This window comes from Thioalkalivibrio sp. AKL8 (assembly GCF_000380525.1).
Taxonomy (GTDB): Bacteria; Pseudomonadota; Gammaproteobacteria; order Ectothiorhodospirales; family Ectothiorhodospiraceae; genus Thioalkalivibrio; species Thioalkalivibrio versutus.
The window spans coordinates 48,599-62,528 of the sequence record NZ_AQYF01000003.1; the positions used below are offsets into that span (position 1 = coordinate 48,599).

Annotated in this window: 16 protein-coding genes and 1 pseudogene; 6 read left to right on the plus strand and 11 right to left on the minus strand. The window is 66.7% G+C overall.

Annotated features, from left to right (window positions below):
* The first annotated feature begins 257 nt into the window (after nucleotides 1–257).
* A complete protein-coding gene (locus G335_RS0101505) occupies nucleotides 258–530 on the plus strand; it encodes a hypothetical protein (RefSeq protein WP_231368438.1) in 273 nt (90 codons plus the stop codon).
* 150 nt (nucleotides 531–680) lie between these two features.
* Here the strand turns inward: G335_RS0101505 and G335_RS0101510 are convergent, their stop codons facing one another.
* Nucleotides 681–1,220, minus strand: a complete 540-nt coding sequence (locus G335_RS0101510; protein WP_018175710.1) for a DsrE family protein — start codon at nucleotides 1,218–1,220, stop codon at nucleotides 681–683.
* Between the two features lie 153 nt (nucleotides 1,221–1,373).
* Between G335_RS0101510 and G335_RS0101515 the strand changes: the two genes are divergently transcribed.
* On the plus strand, nucleotides 1,374–1,733 hold the full coding sequence (locus tag G335_RS0101515; protein WP_018175711.1) for a hypothetical protein: 360 nt from the start codon (nucleotides 1,374–1,376) through the stop codon (nucleotides 1,731–1,733).
* A 146-nt stretch (nucleotides 1,734–1,879) separates the two neighbouring features.
* On the opposite strand, the gene G335_RS0101520 is transcribed toward G335_RS0101515, so the two are convergent.
* Together G335_RS0101520 and G335_RS14230 are read right to left on the minus strand one after the other, a co-directional pair.
* A complete protein-coding gene (locus tag G335_RS0101520; RefSeq protein WP_018175712.1) occupies nucleotides 1,880–2,575 on the minus strand; it encodes an MOSC domain-containing protein in 696 nt (231 codons plus the stop codon).
* Between the two features lie 70 nt (nucleotides 2,576–2,645).
* On the minus strand, nucleotides 2,646–2,789 hold the full coding sequence (locus G335_RS14230) for a hypothetical protein (protein WP_018175713.1): 144 nt from the start codon (nucleotides 2,787–2,789) through the stop codon (nucleotides 2,646–2,648).
* A 130-nt stretch (nucleotides 2,790–2,919) separates the two neighbouring features.
* Between G335_RS14230 and G335_RS0101530 the strand changes: the two genes are divergently transcribed.
* The gene (locus G335_RS0101530) at nucleotides 2,920–3,897 is read left to right on the plus strand and encodes an OmpA family protein (protein ID WP_018175714.1); all 978 of its coding nucleotides are present in this window, start codon (nucleotides 2,920–2,922) and stop codon (nucleotides 3,895–3,897) included.
* A gap of 28 nt (nucleotides 3,898–3,925) precedes the next feature.
* Here the strand turns inward: G335_RS0101530 and G335_RS0101535 are convergent, their stop codons facing one another.
* The gene (locus G335_RS0101535; RefSeq protein ID WP_018175715.1) at nucleotides 3,926–4,990 is read right to left on the minus strand and encodes an alpha/beta fold hydrolase; all 1,065 of its coding nucleotides are present in this window, start codon (nucleotides 4,988–4,990) and stop codon (nucleotides 3,926–3,928) included.
* Nucleotides 4,991–5,097: 107 nt separating this feature from the next.
* Between G335_RS0101535 and G335_RS0101540 the strand changes: the two genes are divergently transcribed.
* Nucleotides 5,098–5,790 (plus strand): DUF4197 domain-containing protein, encoded by a 693-nt coding sequence (locus G335_RS0101540; RefSeq protein WP_018175716.1) that lies wholly within the window; start codon nucleotides 5,098–5,100, stop codon nucleotides 5,788–5,790.
* Here G335_RS0101540 and G335_RS0101545 read toward each other — a convergent pair.
* Nucleotides 5,784–7,013: an EAL domain-containing protein gene (locus G335_RS0101545; protein WP_018175717.1), complete on the minus strand. Its 1,230-nt coding sequence runs from the start codon at nucleotides 7,011–7,013 to the stop codon at nucleotides 5,784–5,786. The genes G335_RS0101540 and G335_RS0101545 overlap by 7 nt on opposite strands.
* A 394-nt stretch (nucleotides 7,014–7,407) precedes the next feature.
* Here G335_RS0101545 and G335_RS0101555 point away from each other — a divergent pair, with 394 nt between their 5' ends.
* A complete protein-coding gene (locus tag G335_RS0101555; RefSeq protein ID WP_018175719.1) occupies nucleotides 7,408–8,649 on the plus strand; it encodes an HD-GYP domain-containing protein in 1,242 nt (413 codons plus the stop codon).
* Nucleotides 8,650–8,682: 33 nt separating this feature from the next.
* On the opposite strand, the gene G335_RS0101560 is transcribed toward G335_RS0101555, so the two are convergent.
* The 4 genes and pseudogenes from G335_RS0101560 to G335_RS14450 all read right to left on the minus strand — a co-directional run.
* Nucleotides 8,683–8,997, minus strand: a complete 315-nt coding sequence (locus G335_RS0101560) for a hypothetical protein (RefSeq protein WP_017941067.1) — start codon at nucleotides 8,995–8,997, stop codon at nucleotides 8,683–8,685.
* A gap of 213 nt (nucleotides 8,998–9,210) precedes the next feature.
* Nucleotides 9,211–10,332 carry a flagellin gene (locus tag G335_RS0101565; protein WP_018175720.1) on the minus strand — a complete coding sequence of 374 codons (1,122 nt, stop codon included), beginning with the start codon at nucleotides 10,330–10,332 and terminating at the stop codon, nucleotides 9,211–9,213.
* A gap of 135 nt (nucleotides 10,333–10,467) precedes the next feature.
* Nucleotides 10,468–11,088, minus strand: a complete 621-nt coding sequence (gene msrA, locus G335_RS0101570; protein WP_018175721.1) for a peptide-methionine (S)-S-oxide reductase MsrA — start codon at nucleotides 11,086–11,088, stop codon at nucleotides 10,468–10,470.
* Between the two features lie 145 nt (nucleotides 11,089–11,233).
* Nucleotides 11,234–11,433, minus strand: a pseudogene (locus tag G335_RS14450) (hypothetical protein); the annotation flags it as partial.
* A gap of 92 nt (nucleotides 11,434–11,525) precedes the next feature.
* Between G335_RS14450 and G335_RS0101580 the strand changes: the two are divergent.
* Nucleotides 11,526–12,419, plus strand: coding sequence for a hypothetical protein (locus G335_RS0101580; protein ID WP_018175723.1), 894 nt, complete (start codon nucleotides 11,526–11,528; stop codon nucleotides 12,417–12,419).
* Nucleotides 12,420–12,563: 144 nt separating this feature from the next.
* Here the strand turns inward: G335_RS0101580 and G335_RS0101585 are convergent, their stop codons facing one another.
* Together G335_RS0101585 and G335_RS0101590 are read right to left on the minus strand one after the other, a co-directional pair.
* Nucleotides 12,564–13,601 carry a phosphotransferase gene (locus G335_RS0101585; RefSeq protein WP_018175724.1) on the minus strand — a complete coding sequence of 346 codons (1,038 nt, stop codon included), beginning with the start codon at nucleotides 13,599–13,601 and terminating at the stop codon, nucleotides 12,564–12,566.
* Nucleotides 13,598–13,882, minus strand: coding sequence for an MliC family protein (locus tag G335_RS0101590; protein ID WP_018175725.1), 285 nt, complete (start codon nucleotides 13,880–13,882; stop codon nucleotides 13,598–13,600). The genes G335_RS0101585 and G335_RS0101590 overlap by 4 nt, the downstream gene beginning before the upstream one ends.
* Nucleotides 13,883–13,930: the final 48 nt, after the last annotated feature.

The following is a 13,930-nucleotide window of genomic DNA, read 5'->3' on the forward strand; positions in this document are numbered from 1 at the left end:
CGCATACCACGAGCCGGTAGCAAATGACGGGCATACGGCCGGATTTTCCGGGATCTCCGATCCGACTGCCTGCTGGCGAGACTCCTGTACTTATCCGGAAGTCGAGGTGGAGCAGGCGCCCACGGGTTTTGTCGGAAGGAGTCGGTCGGCGCCCAGTCGTCGACGTTTGCTGGATGGGGGGCGGGATGGTCGGGCGTTTCTGGAACAATCTGGCATATGCCTTTCGGAATACACGGGCGGCATTCGCGGCGTTGGGCATGCTGGCAGTCTTGGGCGTGTTGCTGTATTCGGACTGGTTCGGGCCTGGCGTAGCCAGTCGGGAGGTGATCCGGGCACCGGTGATCGAGGTCGAACGGGAGACCGAGGACACGACATGGATTCGTGTCGTTGTCGAGACGCCCGCGGACGGGCCGGTCCGATTTCTGTGGCAGGAGCTGCGAAGCCCGATGGGAGTGGGTCGCGAGGTCGAACTCGTGGTTACCGAACGGGATGATGGATCGCGGGATTACCGTCTACTCGACCGTCCTTGATCAGCGGTGTGGCCAGGGGACGTTGTTGCGGGTTTCCCTGGTGGGCCGGGCACTGGAATGTGCGATCTGGGCGAGGGATGGCGGCAAGACCCGATGCCACGGGGCATCGCCTGGATGCCTCGCGACATGGAAGGGGCTCTGCCCCTGGGGTCAGTCGATCTTGATGTAGGCGAAGCCTTCTTCGTTCTGGAGTACCGCCAGGCGGACAACACCGGAGGGAACCAGGCTGACCTTGTCGTAGCCCTCGTCATGGTCCAGCCGGACCCGCGTCCGGGTAATGTCGCAAAGCTCGTACTGTACCCCGTGCGTTTGCTTCAACCCGGCGAGCCGCGTGCGGAGTTCGTCGCGTTCCTCGATGAACGCCCGATCCGACTCGAACGGGGTGCCTTCGAGGTTGTTGTCAGTGGTGAACCGTATGCCGTCGGACATGAATACCACCCGCACGTCGACATGCATGAACTCGTTCTGGTAGTGCGTCATCATGTTGTTGATGCTGGTCAGCACCGAGGATAGCCGTTGGGGATCGCCATAGTCCACGTGATAGACGACCTTGGCTTCGGGCTCGAACGCCGTGGCAGATGCGTTCCAGCCGAGGCCGACAAGTGCGGTGCAGGCCAGGGCGGCCAGAAGCCGGAAACGCGGCCTCGCGGTAACCGTGCGGCGCTTGGCCGGGGTCTCTGAATGTCTCATTGGAGTCTCCTTTGCTGATTTTAAGAAATGGTTTTTGTTGTTGATTTTATTTTTTTGCCCGTTACACCCCTGTTTCGGGCATGGGTCCTGTAAAGCGAGTCCAGGCGGGATGCCAGTACAGTCCGGTCAACGCGCCCGGAGAAACACGCGGTGATGGCTCTTTCGAGAATCCTGGTGGGTGTGGGGCTGGCCGGCCTGTTGCTGGCAAGCGTCACGTTGGTCCGTGCCTCGCACTGGTCGGAATGCCGTTTCGAAGTGACGGTACTGGTGCGGGCCGAGGGGTACGTCACGCTGGAGCTTGAACGGGTGCTCCACGCGGACGGAACGCGTGGCGACGATCGGCAAGGATGCGCGCGCGGTTTTGCGGATGGCCAAGTGGCGCTCGTGGCCGTGACCGAGGGTGCCGAGCTGCTGGTAACGGGCGCCCGGCTTCATGCGCGCTGGGTGGAGTACGGGGCCATGGCGCCCGCAGGCCCTGTCTCTACGAGCACCTGGGCCTTCTCCCGCCCGTAGACGTCAATACTCGACGGGCGGTGCCGGGACTGGATGGGGGGCGACGGAAGCCCCGGGGCCGCCGTCGTCCCGGGGGCTCCGGAACGTGATGCGGATATGGGGAGTGGACTTGTGCCGTTGCGTCCGCCAGCCGGGTACGGGGGAGATTACCGGGTGGGCGGTTCGCCGGTGAGGCGCTGGTGGCTGCGGGCATCGGGGGTGCCGCGCAGCTTTCGCCGGGCCTTTTCCCGCCAGTTGGAGGCCAGGGCCGCGCAATCGGCCAGTTGCTGCAGGTGCTGGGCGTCCGGTTGCCGATAGACCGCTGCCATGGCCGCGGCGATGCTGAGGCTGTCGGGCCGGCGTTCGAGGTGTTCGATGGTATCGCCCACGGTGAGGGTGCCCGGTTGCAGTACGCGGTAGAACCAGCCGCAGCGGCCGGTCTCCTGGACCTCGCGCGCCAGGCCCGGGATGCCGAAGCGCACGTCGAGCTTCCAGCACGGCGTGCGGGGCTGGTTGACCTGCACCCGGGCGGTGCCGATGCGATAGATATCGCCGATGTGCACGCTGTGTTCGTCCATGCCGTGGCTGGCGAGGTTCTCGCCTAAGCCGGGGGCGGCGAAGCGGGCCGCGTGATCCGGATACTGCACCCGCCAGCCGTCATAACGGTCCAGGCTGTAGTGGAGCAGGGCCCGCTCCGAGCCTCCGTGGTTGTCTGGGTCGGCCTGCTCGTCACCCGCCAGGCCAAGGGACTCTACCGTCACCGCGCCGGCCACCGGCTGCTTGTCGATGGCGCTGGCGCGGCCATTGGCGAAGTCCGTGGCCACGCGGCCGGTGTAGAGGCCGATGAGTCGGTTGGCAGTCATGCGGGTGCAGTCCCGGGCTTGCGCGGAGTCTTGACGATACAACGTCCGTACACCGGTGACGACCGGTCGTTCAGCGCCCGCGCAGGTAGAGCAGCCGCGCGATGAAGGCGATGCCCAGAATGATCCAGCCGATGGGATAGGGCAGCACGCCGGAGAAGAAGGCGGTCAGGCTGGCGACCAGCAGGGCGCCGATGACGAGCAGGGGGATGTCCATGCCCTTGAGAGCCGGGATTCCCGTCGATGTTCCGCGGCGGTCGGTCGGGGCGACGGCTTCGGGGTTGCAGGGTGCCTTGCGGCTGGGGTATCCGTAGGGCCGTATCTTGGGTATGGACAGGGGGAATTACATGGGGAAGCGTGCGAACACGGCGGTTGCGGGCTGGGTCGTCGCGGGGCTGATGGGGGTGGGCAGCGCGGGCGCGGCCGACATCGACGGGGCTGGGGATCACCCGGATGTGCCGCGGGTGGCGGGTTCGTACATCGTGTACCAGGACCAGAGCGACTTTGACCGGCTCGCGGTGCCCACCGGGCCGTGGGACGGGGATGGGTTCGAGTCGGTCGAACGGCTGGAGGGCGAGGTCCTGCGGCTGAGCTACAACTTCGAGGACCCCAGCGTAACCACGCTGCGGGTGAAGCGCAGCTACCTGCAGGCGTTGGAGGCACGCGGTTTCGAGATCCTGTTCACCGGCTCCGAGGAGGAGCTCTCGGGCGGGGCGGGACGGACCTTTTTCCGGGAATCCGGCCTGTTCGAGCGCGGGGCGCGCGATTGCTGCCGGGTAGCCAACCGGGATCGTCAGGTGCGCTACATCGCGGCGCGCTCCGAGGCCGGGGATGTGCTGGCGGGGATTGCCGTGTTTAACGCCCGTCGGGTCGACGGGCCGGCGGTCTCCAAAGCGATCGTGACCGCGGAGGACATGGATACGACCATGGATCACCAGCCGCTGACCGCCGGCGAGATGGAGACCGGCCTGATCGAGGACGGCCGCGTGGCGGTGCAGGACATCCTGTTCGAGGTGAACAGCGCGGCGATCCTGCCGGAATCCGCCGAGGCGCTGGCGACGATCGCGGACCTGATGAACGAGCAGTCATCCATGGAGCTGCTGGTGGTCGGGCATACCGACAACACCGGTGACTTTGACTACAACGTGTCGCTGTCCCTGGAGCGCGCGCAGTCCGTGGTGAACTGGCTGCGCGACGGGCACGGTATCGCAGGCAGCCGGCTCCAGGCCGCCGGGGCCGGGATGATGGCGCCGGTCACTACCAACCGCACGGAGGCAGGGCGAGCCCAGAACCGCCGTGTGGAGCTGGTCGAGCGCGGCGGATAGCGGCGCGGGCCGGACCCGAGCCGGGTGTTCAGTCTCCCGGCGCGGCGTTCCAGCGTTCGAGGATGTCGAGGATAGGGTCGATGGCGGGCGGATCGTCCGTCAGCGGGCCGGGTACCAGCAGCCCACGATGCGAGGCCTCGAGGATCAGCGGGTCCGGATGCCCGTCCAGGTGCAGGGATTCGACCGGCACCACGCCGTCGCCCAGTTCGTCGTCGGTCTGCTCCCACCATTCGCTGATGCGCCCGGCCACCGCCTCGAGGTCGATCTGTTCGTCCAGCGCGGCGAGACTCTCGCGCATGGCGGGGGTGGGTTCGGGCAGTTTGCCGCCGATGATGCGGACCGGTATGTCGTCCGGCCAGGGGCGTGCGTTGAGTTCGGCCAGGAAGCGGCTGTCCGGGCGCAGGTCGATCTTGGCCGCGCCGGTGCCGTCGCGCAGGCCGGCAAACAGCGAGAAGCGCTGCTGCTGGATGTCGGCCAGCCACTCGCGTACCTCCAGCCAGACCCGCAGCCGGGCCCACTCGGAGCCATGATTGGGGGTGGCTACCAGGATCACGCCGGCGACGGGTCGCCCCCCGACACGCGGAGTCGCATCCTCCGGATGCCGGTAGCGCGTCACGAAATCGCGGATTACCAGACCCCCCATGCTGTGGCCAATCAGGATCAGCGGGTCGTCGCCTTCGAGCTGCGCCCAGTGTTCCGCCAGCAGGTCCGCACTGTGGTCGATGGCCTGGTCGTTGGGATAGCGGAATTCCCAGCCATTGCTTCCGGCGTCGTCCAGCGCGGGCGCCAGGGCGTCCCAGATATCACCGGGCTCGTCCAGTCCGTGCAGCAGCAGGACGTCCGGCGGGCGCTCGTCATCGAACCGGTCCGAACGCGGCAGGAAGCCCTGCAGATCGTCGGGCAGCTCCATGCTCTCGGGGAACCATTCGTGCAGGCGGTCCTGGACTTCGACGCGCAGCTCGCGCTCCTGTTCCGGATTCTGCTCGGCCCAGCCGACCCAGATGGCCAGTGCGAGCAGGGGCACGCCCACCAGGATCAGGAAGGCGCCGAGGCGCCGGCGGCGCCGGTTCGAATCGGGACGGCTGGCATTCATGGACGATCACCATCGGACAAGCCGAGCTCCACGGCAAGTGGGGGGCTGGAGCGGGGGGTTCGATGCCCTGTGTATCATGACGGGAAGTCCCTCACGGAAGTTTCGACATGCGACGCGCGTACCTGCTCCCCTGGCTTCTGGTCCCCCTCTTGCTGACCGCCTGCGCCGGACTGGATGTCCGCGACTTCGGCCTCGATGGTGGTGATGATCGGGCCGAGGAGGCCATCCGCGAGGCCCTTCGGGTGGGCACCGAGCGCACGGTGGAGCGGACCGGCCGCGAGGACGGTTACTGGGGCAACGCCCTGATCCGGATCGGGCTGCCGCAGGAGCTGGAACAGGCTGGGGATGTGCTGCGGCGCGTCGGGTTCGCCAGCCAGGTGGACGACCTTGAGCGGCGCATGAACCGCGCGGCGGAGGCGGCAGCGCGGGAGGCCGTTCCGGTGTTTGTCAGCGCCATCCGCGGGATGCGGCCGGAGGACGTGTATGGGGTGCTGCGCGGGGCCGATGATGCCGCCACGCAGTATCTGCGCGACGCGTCGGAATCCACCCTGCGCGAGCGCTACATGCCGATTGTGCAGGAGCAGATGGAGCGGGCCGACGTCTATCGGGTGTACCAGCCGCTGCGCGACGCGGCGGGCCGCATTCCGGGCCTGTCGGGGCTGGACGTCGATCTGGATCGCTATGTGACCGATCACGCCCTCGATGGCCTGTTTACCATCCTCGCGGACGAGGAGCGGCGCATCCGCGAGGATCCGACTGCCCGCACGACCCAGCTCCTGCGCGACTATTTCGGTCAGTAGCGCACGGCGCGCAGATGGCCGGTGTGCGGCGTGTCGGAAAGCAGCAGGGATGGGATCTCTTCGGCCCGTAACGGACGGGCGAAGTAGTAGCCCTGGATGCAATCGAATTTCAGTTCGCGGCCGATTGCCAGTTGTTCCTTCGTCTCCACGCCCTCGGCAATGGTCCGCAGGCCCAGCGACTCGGCCAGCAGGACCATGCCGCGCGAGAGGTCGTGGGCGGACGGATCAATGCCGAGTCCGGAGATCAGCTGGCGGTCGATCTTGAGGATGTCGATGGGGAATCGGTTGAGGTAGGCCAGCGAGGAATAACCCGTGCCGAAGTCGTCGATGGCGAGCTGGATGCCGAGTGACTTGAGCTGCTTCAGGGCATCGGTGGCCGCGTCCATCGCCAGCACCGTTTCGGTCAGTTCGATGTGCAGCAACTTCGGCGGTAGCCGATGGCGATCCAGCGCGGCCGCGACATGGGCCGCCATTTCGGGGCGGACGATGTCGTGCGCCGAGAGGTTGATTGCCACGTACCATGCGGGGCGGCCGTGTTCGGCGGCCAGGGCCTTCCACGCGGCCGCCTGGCGGCTGCCTTCGTCCAGGGCCAGATCGCAGATGTCATGGATTAACGTGGAATCCTCCGCCACGTCCAGAAACTCCGCCGGGGATAGTTCTCCGCGGATGGGGTGTCGCCAGCGGATCAACGCCTCGACGCCGACATGGCGCTCCTGCGCCAGGGAGTAAATCGGTTGGTAGCGCAGGAAAAACTCGTTGTGCCGCAGCCCGCGCCGGATATCGAATTCCTGGCGCATGCGCCGCAGTTCCTCGGTGACCGGGTGCAGCGCGGGGATGACCAGCCAGGCCATCAGCTGGCCGATGCCGACGAAGAATACGGTACGGGTTAGCCAGCGTTCGGTCTCCTGCGCGATGCCGGCGGTGACATCCACCGGCGTCATGGGTCCGGCCAGCACGCCGGCCACCAGGGCCACGACCAGGGCGGCGCCCGCGCCGAAGCGCGCCGCGGCGAACAGGATGGGCACGTAATAAAAGTGCGGGACGATACTGTCGGCGCCACCCGCGGTGTAGACGATCAGCCAGGACAGGGCGAGCCCGCCGAGGATCAGCAGACTAGCGCCCACGAATGACATGCCCACCCAGGCACGGAGTGTGGTGCGCGCGAGGTAGTCGGTGTAGCGGATGCCACCGGTGGAGGGCAGGGCCGAGGGAAACCTGGACATCGCGCTCTTCCTTTGGCCAATCCCGGGCCGGTTATTACACCTTCGGCTGTGCGACAAGGCGGCACGGCTTCAGGGTGGCATGTCCAGTCGTCCAAGCGACCGCCTGTATCACGAGTGTAGTACATGTGAGTCAGAACACCGTTCTGCAGATCGGCAGCGCGGATCTGGAAAATCGGTACCCCATGAACGCTGCGGGGTCGTTCCTGATGCATATAAAAGGCGGGCCCTCGCCTTCGATGATCTGGCTTTTCATGCCCCTCCTCGCGATGCCCGGGTGGCAAGAAAGGACTCTCGTTAGGCGGTGTTAGGTCTGAGTTGTGGGCAATCGAGATCGGGATGATAATCCGCCGCCCGGGGCACAGCCCCGGCCAGCCATTGCAAGCCTGGGCCCCGAATGCTGAAGAAGATCAAGTTGGAACATGTCGTCGAGGGAATGTACATCCGGGAACTTTGTGGCTCGTGGATGGAGCATCCCTTCTGGCGCACGCGCTTCCTGCTGGACGATGCGAAGGATCTCGCGATCCTGCGTGAAAGCCGTATCCGCGAGGTCTGGATCGACACCACCAGGGGGCGGGACGTGGAGGGTGCGGAGACCGCCATGACGCCGGCGGAACGGGATGCCGAGGTGCAGGCGTCGCTGGAGTCGGTCCCGGATGCCGGGCGCGATCGGGAGCCCGCATCCACCCGGGAGGAGCTGGAACGGGCGGCGACCATCTGCCGGAAGTCGCGGCAGGCGATGACCTCGATCTTCGGCGAGGCACGCATGGGGCGCGCAGTGGACACCGAACTGGCGCGCAAGGTGGTCGAGGAGATCACCGACTCCGTGACCCGCAACTCCCGTGCCCTGGTCAGCCTGGCGCGCCTGAAGAACGCCGACGACTACACCTACATGCATTCGGTGGCGGTGTGCGCGCTGATGGTGGCGCTGGGCCGCGAACTGGGACTGGAGGACGCCGCGGTGCTGGCGGCCGGGGAGGCGGGGCTGATGCACGACATCGGCAAGGCCGCGATGCCGCTGGATGTGCTCAACAAGCCGGGCAAGCTGACCGCCGAGGAGTTTGCCGTAATGAAGCGCCATCCGGAGGAAGGGCGCCGCATCCTGCAGGCCGCCGAAGAAGAGCTCCACCCGATCACCCTGGATGTCTGTCTGCATCACCACGAGAAGATGGATGGTTCGGGATATCCCGAGGGGCTGACAGGGGATCAGATTACCCTGTACGCGAAGATGGGCGCGGTCTGCGATGTCTATGACGCGATTACGTCGAATCGCCCTTACAAGGCGGGCTGGGACCCGGGCGACTCCATCCGCAGGATGGCCGAATGGGCGAACGGCCATTTCGATCCGACCGTCTTCCAGGCGTTCGTGAAGAGCCTGGGGATTTACCCCGTGGGGTCCCTGGTGCGCCTGGAATCCGGACGCCTTGCTGTAGTCGTCGACCAGTCCGCCGGTTCGCTGCTCAAGCCGGTCGTGAAGATCTTTTACTCAACCAGCTCGGGGTGCCGGATTCCCCCGAAGGTCGTGGACCTCTCGGCGACGCACGTTCAGGAGGCTATTGCCGGGCGCGAGGACCCCACGGCATGGCCGTTCCCGGACCTGGATGAGCTGTGGTCCGGTCTGCCCGCCGGCAATGGATAAAGGAGACGCTTCGCCGCCGCCGGTGGCGGGTCGTCAGAACAGGCCGCAGGCGGGTCCTGTCCGCGCCGAGCGAACCCCGCGGATGTCCGGATGGGCCCGCAGCTCATCCATCATTTCGCTGTACAGGCCATCCGGGACATCCCGTGCAAAGGTGATGTCGACCCGGCCGCTGCGTCTCATGTTGTAGGCCGTAAAGGCGTCTGCATCGTAGTCGAACAGGATGTGGGACAGCGCATCCTCGGACGCTCGTGCCTCCGGCGTGGTCGCATGGGTGGTAGCGCAGCCGGACAGGGTTAGAGGTAGAGCGAGAACTAGGATCAGTACGAGGGGCGATAAAAGGATTTTCATGGTGGACCTCCGTGCCGGACGCGATCAAATCGGCGGTTCCCGGGTTGTGCGGCTTTCCTGCGTTACCGGGTGGGAGGTGGCAACCAGGGGCCATCATTCATCTTTGAGCTTCGCCATCAGCTTTCATTTATGTCAAAACATGAAGGAAAGCAAGGGTCGTGCGCGGCTTAAGCAGTGAGACCCCGGGGAGACGCGGATTCAATCCGCGCCTCCCTAGCCGAGCAGGCGCAGGACGAGCCGGGGTGCCAGGTTGGCCTGGACGAGGATGGCGATTCCGGCCTGCTGGAGGATCTGGGCACGGATCAGGGCGGCGACCTCGGCGGCGTAGTCGGCATCCAGGATGCGGCTGCGCGCGGCCTGGAGGTTCTCGCTGCCGATGCCCAGGTTGTCGATGGTGGACTCCAGGCGATTTTGCACCGCGCCCAGACGACCGCGCCGGGCGCTGATCTGGTCCAGGGCCTGGTCGAGTCGGGGGAGGGCGTCGCTGGCGCCCTGTGCGGTGCCCAGATCGATCCCGGCGAGGTGGCCCTCGACCGCGCGGGTGGCGGGCATGTCCAGGGCATTGAGACCGGCGTCGCCGCTGATGGTGATGGTCTCGCGTGCGGTGATGTCGAGGCGCCCATCGAAGCTGGCGGAGGCGCGGCTCGGGTCTCCGAGCTCGCGGTTGATGGCGGTGGCCAGGGCCGCGACCGAGTCATAGTCCCCGTCCGGGACGTCGATCGCCGGCCGCTCGCCGATGCGGATGCGGAAGTCGCCCGCCACCGTGAACGGGCCGCTGGCGAACAGCGCTGTCAGATCCCCCGACCGGCTGGTCGCGATCGCGCCGAGCTGGCGCGTGCCCATGCCGTCGCCGAGGTCCACGGCGAGGGTCTGCCCGGCGTTGGCACCAACCTGAAAGAACGCGGTGGGGGCGCTGCCATCGAGCAGGGTCCGTCCATTGAAGGTGGTCTGGGTAACCACCCGGTCGGTCTCGGCCAGCAACTGCCGGGCCTCGCGGTTCAGGGCCTGGCGGTCGGAGGCGGACAGGGTGCCGTTGGCCGCCTGCAGGGCCAGCTCGCGGATGCGCTGGATGTTGCCGCTCATGGAGCCCAGCCCGCCCTCGGCGGTGCGGGCCAGCCCGATGCCGTCCTGCGCATTGCGCATGGCCTGGTTCAGGCCACGAATCTGGGTGGTGAAGCGTTCGCTGATGGCCATTCCGGCGGCATCGTCGCGCGCCGAGTTGATGCGGCGCCCGGAGGCCAGGCGTTGCAGGGCCACCTGCAGGGCGCCCTGGGAAAGCCGCAGGTTGCGCTGGGCGTTGAGCGACAGGAGATTCGTGTTGATCACCTGGGCCATGTTGTCGGGTCTCACGGCCCGTCACCGGGCCTGTCGGTACCCGGTGCCATGCCGCCGGGATCATGCAGCCGAAGTTTCGCGGCTACAGTGCGTTAACGGCGGTCTTGAACCTAACTTTAGGCCCGGGAAACCCAATCATTTCCATGGTGGCCCCAACCTGTTCGGTACGCCCCATAGCGCTTGCAGGCGCTCCTCCAGGCCGCAATGGGTCACGTAGTCGGCGTAGCGTTCCGGGTGGTTGCGGTAGTAGTTCTGGTGTTCGTCCTCGGCCCGATAGAAGGGTGCAGCGTCCCGTATGCGCGTCACGACCGGTTGGTCGAAGCGGCCCGAGCGGTTCAGCTCGGCCCGTGAGGCTTCGGCGATGGCGCGCTGGGCGGCATCCTGCGGAAAGATGGCGGTTCGATAGTGGGGCCCGCGATCACAGAACTGCCCGTGGGGATCCAGCGGGTCAATACTGCGCCAGAAGGCCTCCAGGATCTCGCTGAAGCCGATGCGCTCGGGGTCGAAGAGGATACGCACGGCCTCGACGTGGCCGGTGCGCCCGGTGACCACCTGCCAGTACCCGGGATCGAGGGTATGCCCCCCGGTATATCCAAGCTCGGTTTCAAGCACGCCTTCCAGCGCATCGAAGGGTGCCTGCATGGACCAGAAGCAACCGCCGGCCAGTACCGCCTGTTCGGGTCCCTCGGCCTGTGTCAGGGCCGGCGCCGAGAACAGGAGCAGGGCGGCAAGCCAGAGCGTGCGAGCGAAGGACATGATGCCTCACGAATGCATGCGATCCGATCTTCAGACCCCGAGCCGCGTTCAAGGTGCCCGGTCCAGCGGTCGCGGGCGCCTGGATCAGTCCCTACTGGTTATCACGAGGGATGGAGGCGATGGACCAGACCCCGAACCTGGTGCCACTGCAGGACATCCGGTGGTGCTGGCCGATGATTTCTCCGCGGGAGTGGCCTACTGTTTTGGGAAAGAGCACGCTGGTATCGAGGATCTGGCCACGCGGGGTGAACTCGATGTGGCGACGACCTCGCGGATTGTGTCCCGCACGGCGTGATCCGTACTTTTCGTGGTGGGAGGGCGTCTGCGTATGCGGCGGGGATGGATGACATGACGAACCCCTTGCGGAAGGGTACGGCAACCGCCGTTGCACGCAATGTAAAAGGGCGGTACAGATTCATTGTGCAAGGAGCCAGGTAATGGATAAGCGTACACGGGCAGGGGTGTTGGCGGCCGTCCTGTCGCTGGGACTCGCGGTGTTGTTGGCTGGGTGCGGGGGAACCTTCCCGCAGCCCGGTCCGGATCCGGAATTCGACGACGGACTGAGTGCGGAGGCCCTGTTTCAGCGAACGCTTGCGGCCCACGGCGGGGACCTGCGCGAGTACCCGGGTGATCTGAATCAGGCGACCGATGGCGAGTGGGGGCGCGTGATCCAGCGCCTACAGCCGCTGGTGGCCGATGGCGAATACCGCGGCCAGGGTGAAGAGCGTTATCGCCCCGCCGATGATCTGTATGCGGTCCACTACACCGGTCCCGAGGGCACCAAGAGCGTCTTCCGCCACGGTGACGAATTCCGCTTGTACTACGATGGCGAGCGCAGTTCGGACCGCGACCGGATTCGCGCCAGCGCGATGACCACGGACGCCGGCGAGCTGTTCCACTACGGTCCGAGCTTCGTCAAACACCGGGCGACCGACATGGAGCGGCTGGCGGACCAGCGCGAGGGCGGTGTGAACTACCGCCGGGTACTGGCCACCATTGAGCCCGGGTTCGGCGAGGCGGACGAAGACCGGGTGGTGATGTGGATCCACCCCGAAACCGACCTGCTTTATCGCGTGCATGTCACCCTGAACGGCTTTGGCCCCACCCAGGGTGCCCACGTGGATACGACCTTCCTGGAGTACGCGGAGATCGAGGGGTACACCCTGCCTACGCGCTTCGAGGAACGGGTGCGCGGGCCGCTGCGGCTGTTCGTGCACGAGTGGTGGGTGACCGGTCGGGACAGCGGACGCGACTGGGCGCCTGCGGATGTCCGTGGGCCCGGTTTCTCGGGGGCTGCGGCGCCCCCCGCGGCGGACACTGCTGCACCGTAAGGGGATATGTTCGGGTGTGCCGTCATCGGCTCGCCATGAACGACGTGAGCCGACCCAGGGCCGATCTGCCGCCTCCGAATGCCCCTGCGGTTCCGGATGCGCCGGCGGTCGCCGATTGCTTGTGGGTCGCTGTGCGGCCGAGGCCTACTGGCTGGAGGTCGCGGAAGCGCTCGAATCCGCCCCCGACGGGATGTCGGACAAGCCACCTTCCTGAAGGCGCCGGACCACGGCCAGTGCCGTGCGGCGGCTGTAGTCGTGGATCTTCCAGTGATCCGGCATCCAGCCGACCAGGAAGCGGTAGAAGTCGGCCTGGGCAATGGGGAACAGCGCACGCCACTCGTGCTCGATGGCGTCGGCTTCCGTGCCCTTGCCCCGTTCGTTCAGGGCCTCGCGCAATGCCGCGAAATAGGCATCCAGCAGGTCGGCCTCCCAGTTCTCCTGTTCCCGTTCGTCCAGGCAGCTCCCGAGGAAATAGGCCACATCGCGCATGCCGCAGCCGCCCCCGACATACTGGAAATCCACGGCGGCAACGGCGTCGCCCTCTGGCGCAAAGCAGAAGTTGGCGACCTTGGCATCGCCGTGGACGAAGCTGCGGTAGCGGGCGCCGGTCAGGGCGTCGTCGAGGGCCGCTGCCGTCTCGCGAATCGCCGGGTCCTCGATGGCGGCCCATTCGTCCGGGCGGGTGGCCAGATGCCAGTAGCTGCCCTCGGGCCACAGGCCGGTGGGCTCCCGCCCCATGAAACGCGCGTGGAAGCGGGCAAGCCAGCGCAGGCAGAGCCGCGCCTCGGCGCGCGTCAGGTGGTCCCTGCGCTGCGGGAAACCGGCAGCGTCGAGGTCCTCCAGCACGATCAGGTGCTCGTCGCCGATGGTCGCGGTATCCAGACAGCGGGGCACACGGCTGGTGGCGTCGCATTGGTTGGCCCAGTCGCGGTACCAGGCCATCTCCACCTGATAGGAGCGGAGCTTGCGCTGATGCGAGCGGTTGTTGCTCCAGCCGCGCGGATGGTCCAGCTCGTCGGGGAACACGATGTGCTTGAGGATGACTGTGGGGGAGTCGCCGCCTTCAAGAAGGTAGCGCACGATCTCGCCGTAGCCGCTCCAGAGGGTCTGGATGACCGGGCCGCGCACCGCCGTGCGGGCACAGGTGGCCTGCAGGACGAAACGGGTCGCTGCGTCGGTCATCCGCGGTCGGGCAGGGCGCGACAGCTCCAGAACACGCCCAGCATCTCGAGCATGGCGGCGTCGTCGCGGGTCCAGAACACGATGTCGTCGGTGGGATTGGCGTAGCGCCCGCCGTAGGCCGTCTCGGTGGCTTGTAGTCGGGCGCGGGCCCCGTTGAAGGCCAGGACGGCCTGCTCGTCCTCGAAGGTGGCGGTGAGTTCGGGGCCGTAGGCGCAGATGTAGGCCACCTCGCGCGGGGCATCATCGCCCCGCGGCAGCGCGCTGCAGCCGGCGATCAGCATGATTCCTGCCAGTACGATTGCTAGGCGCACGCGGTGCTCTCCGGTTGG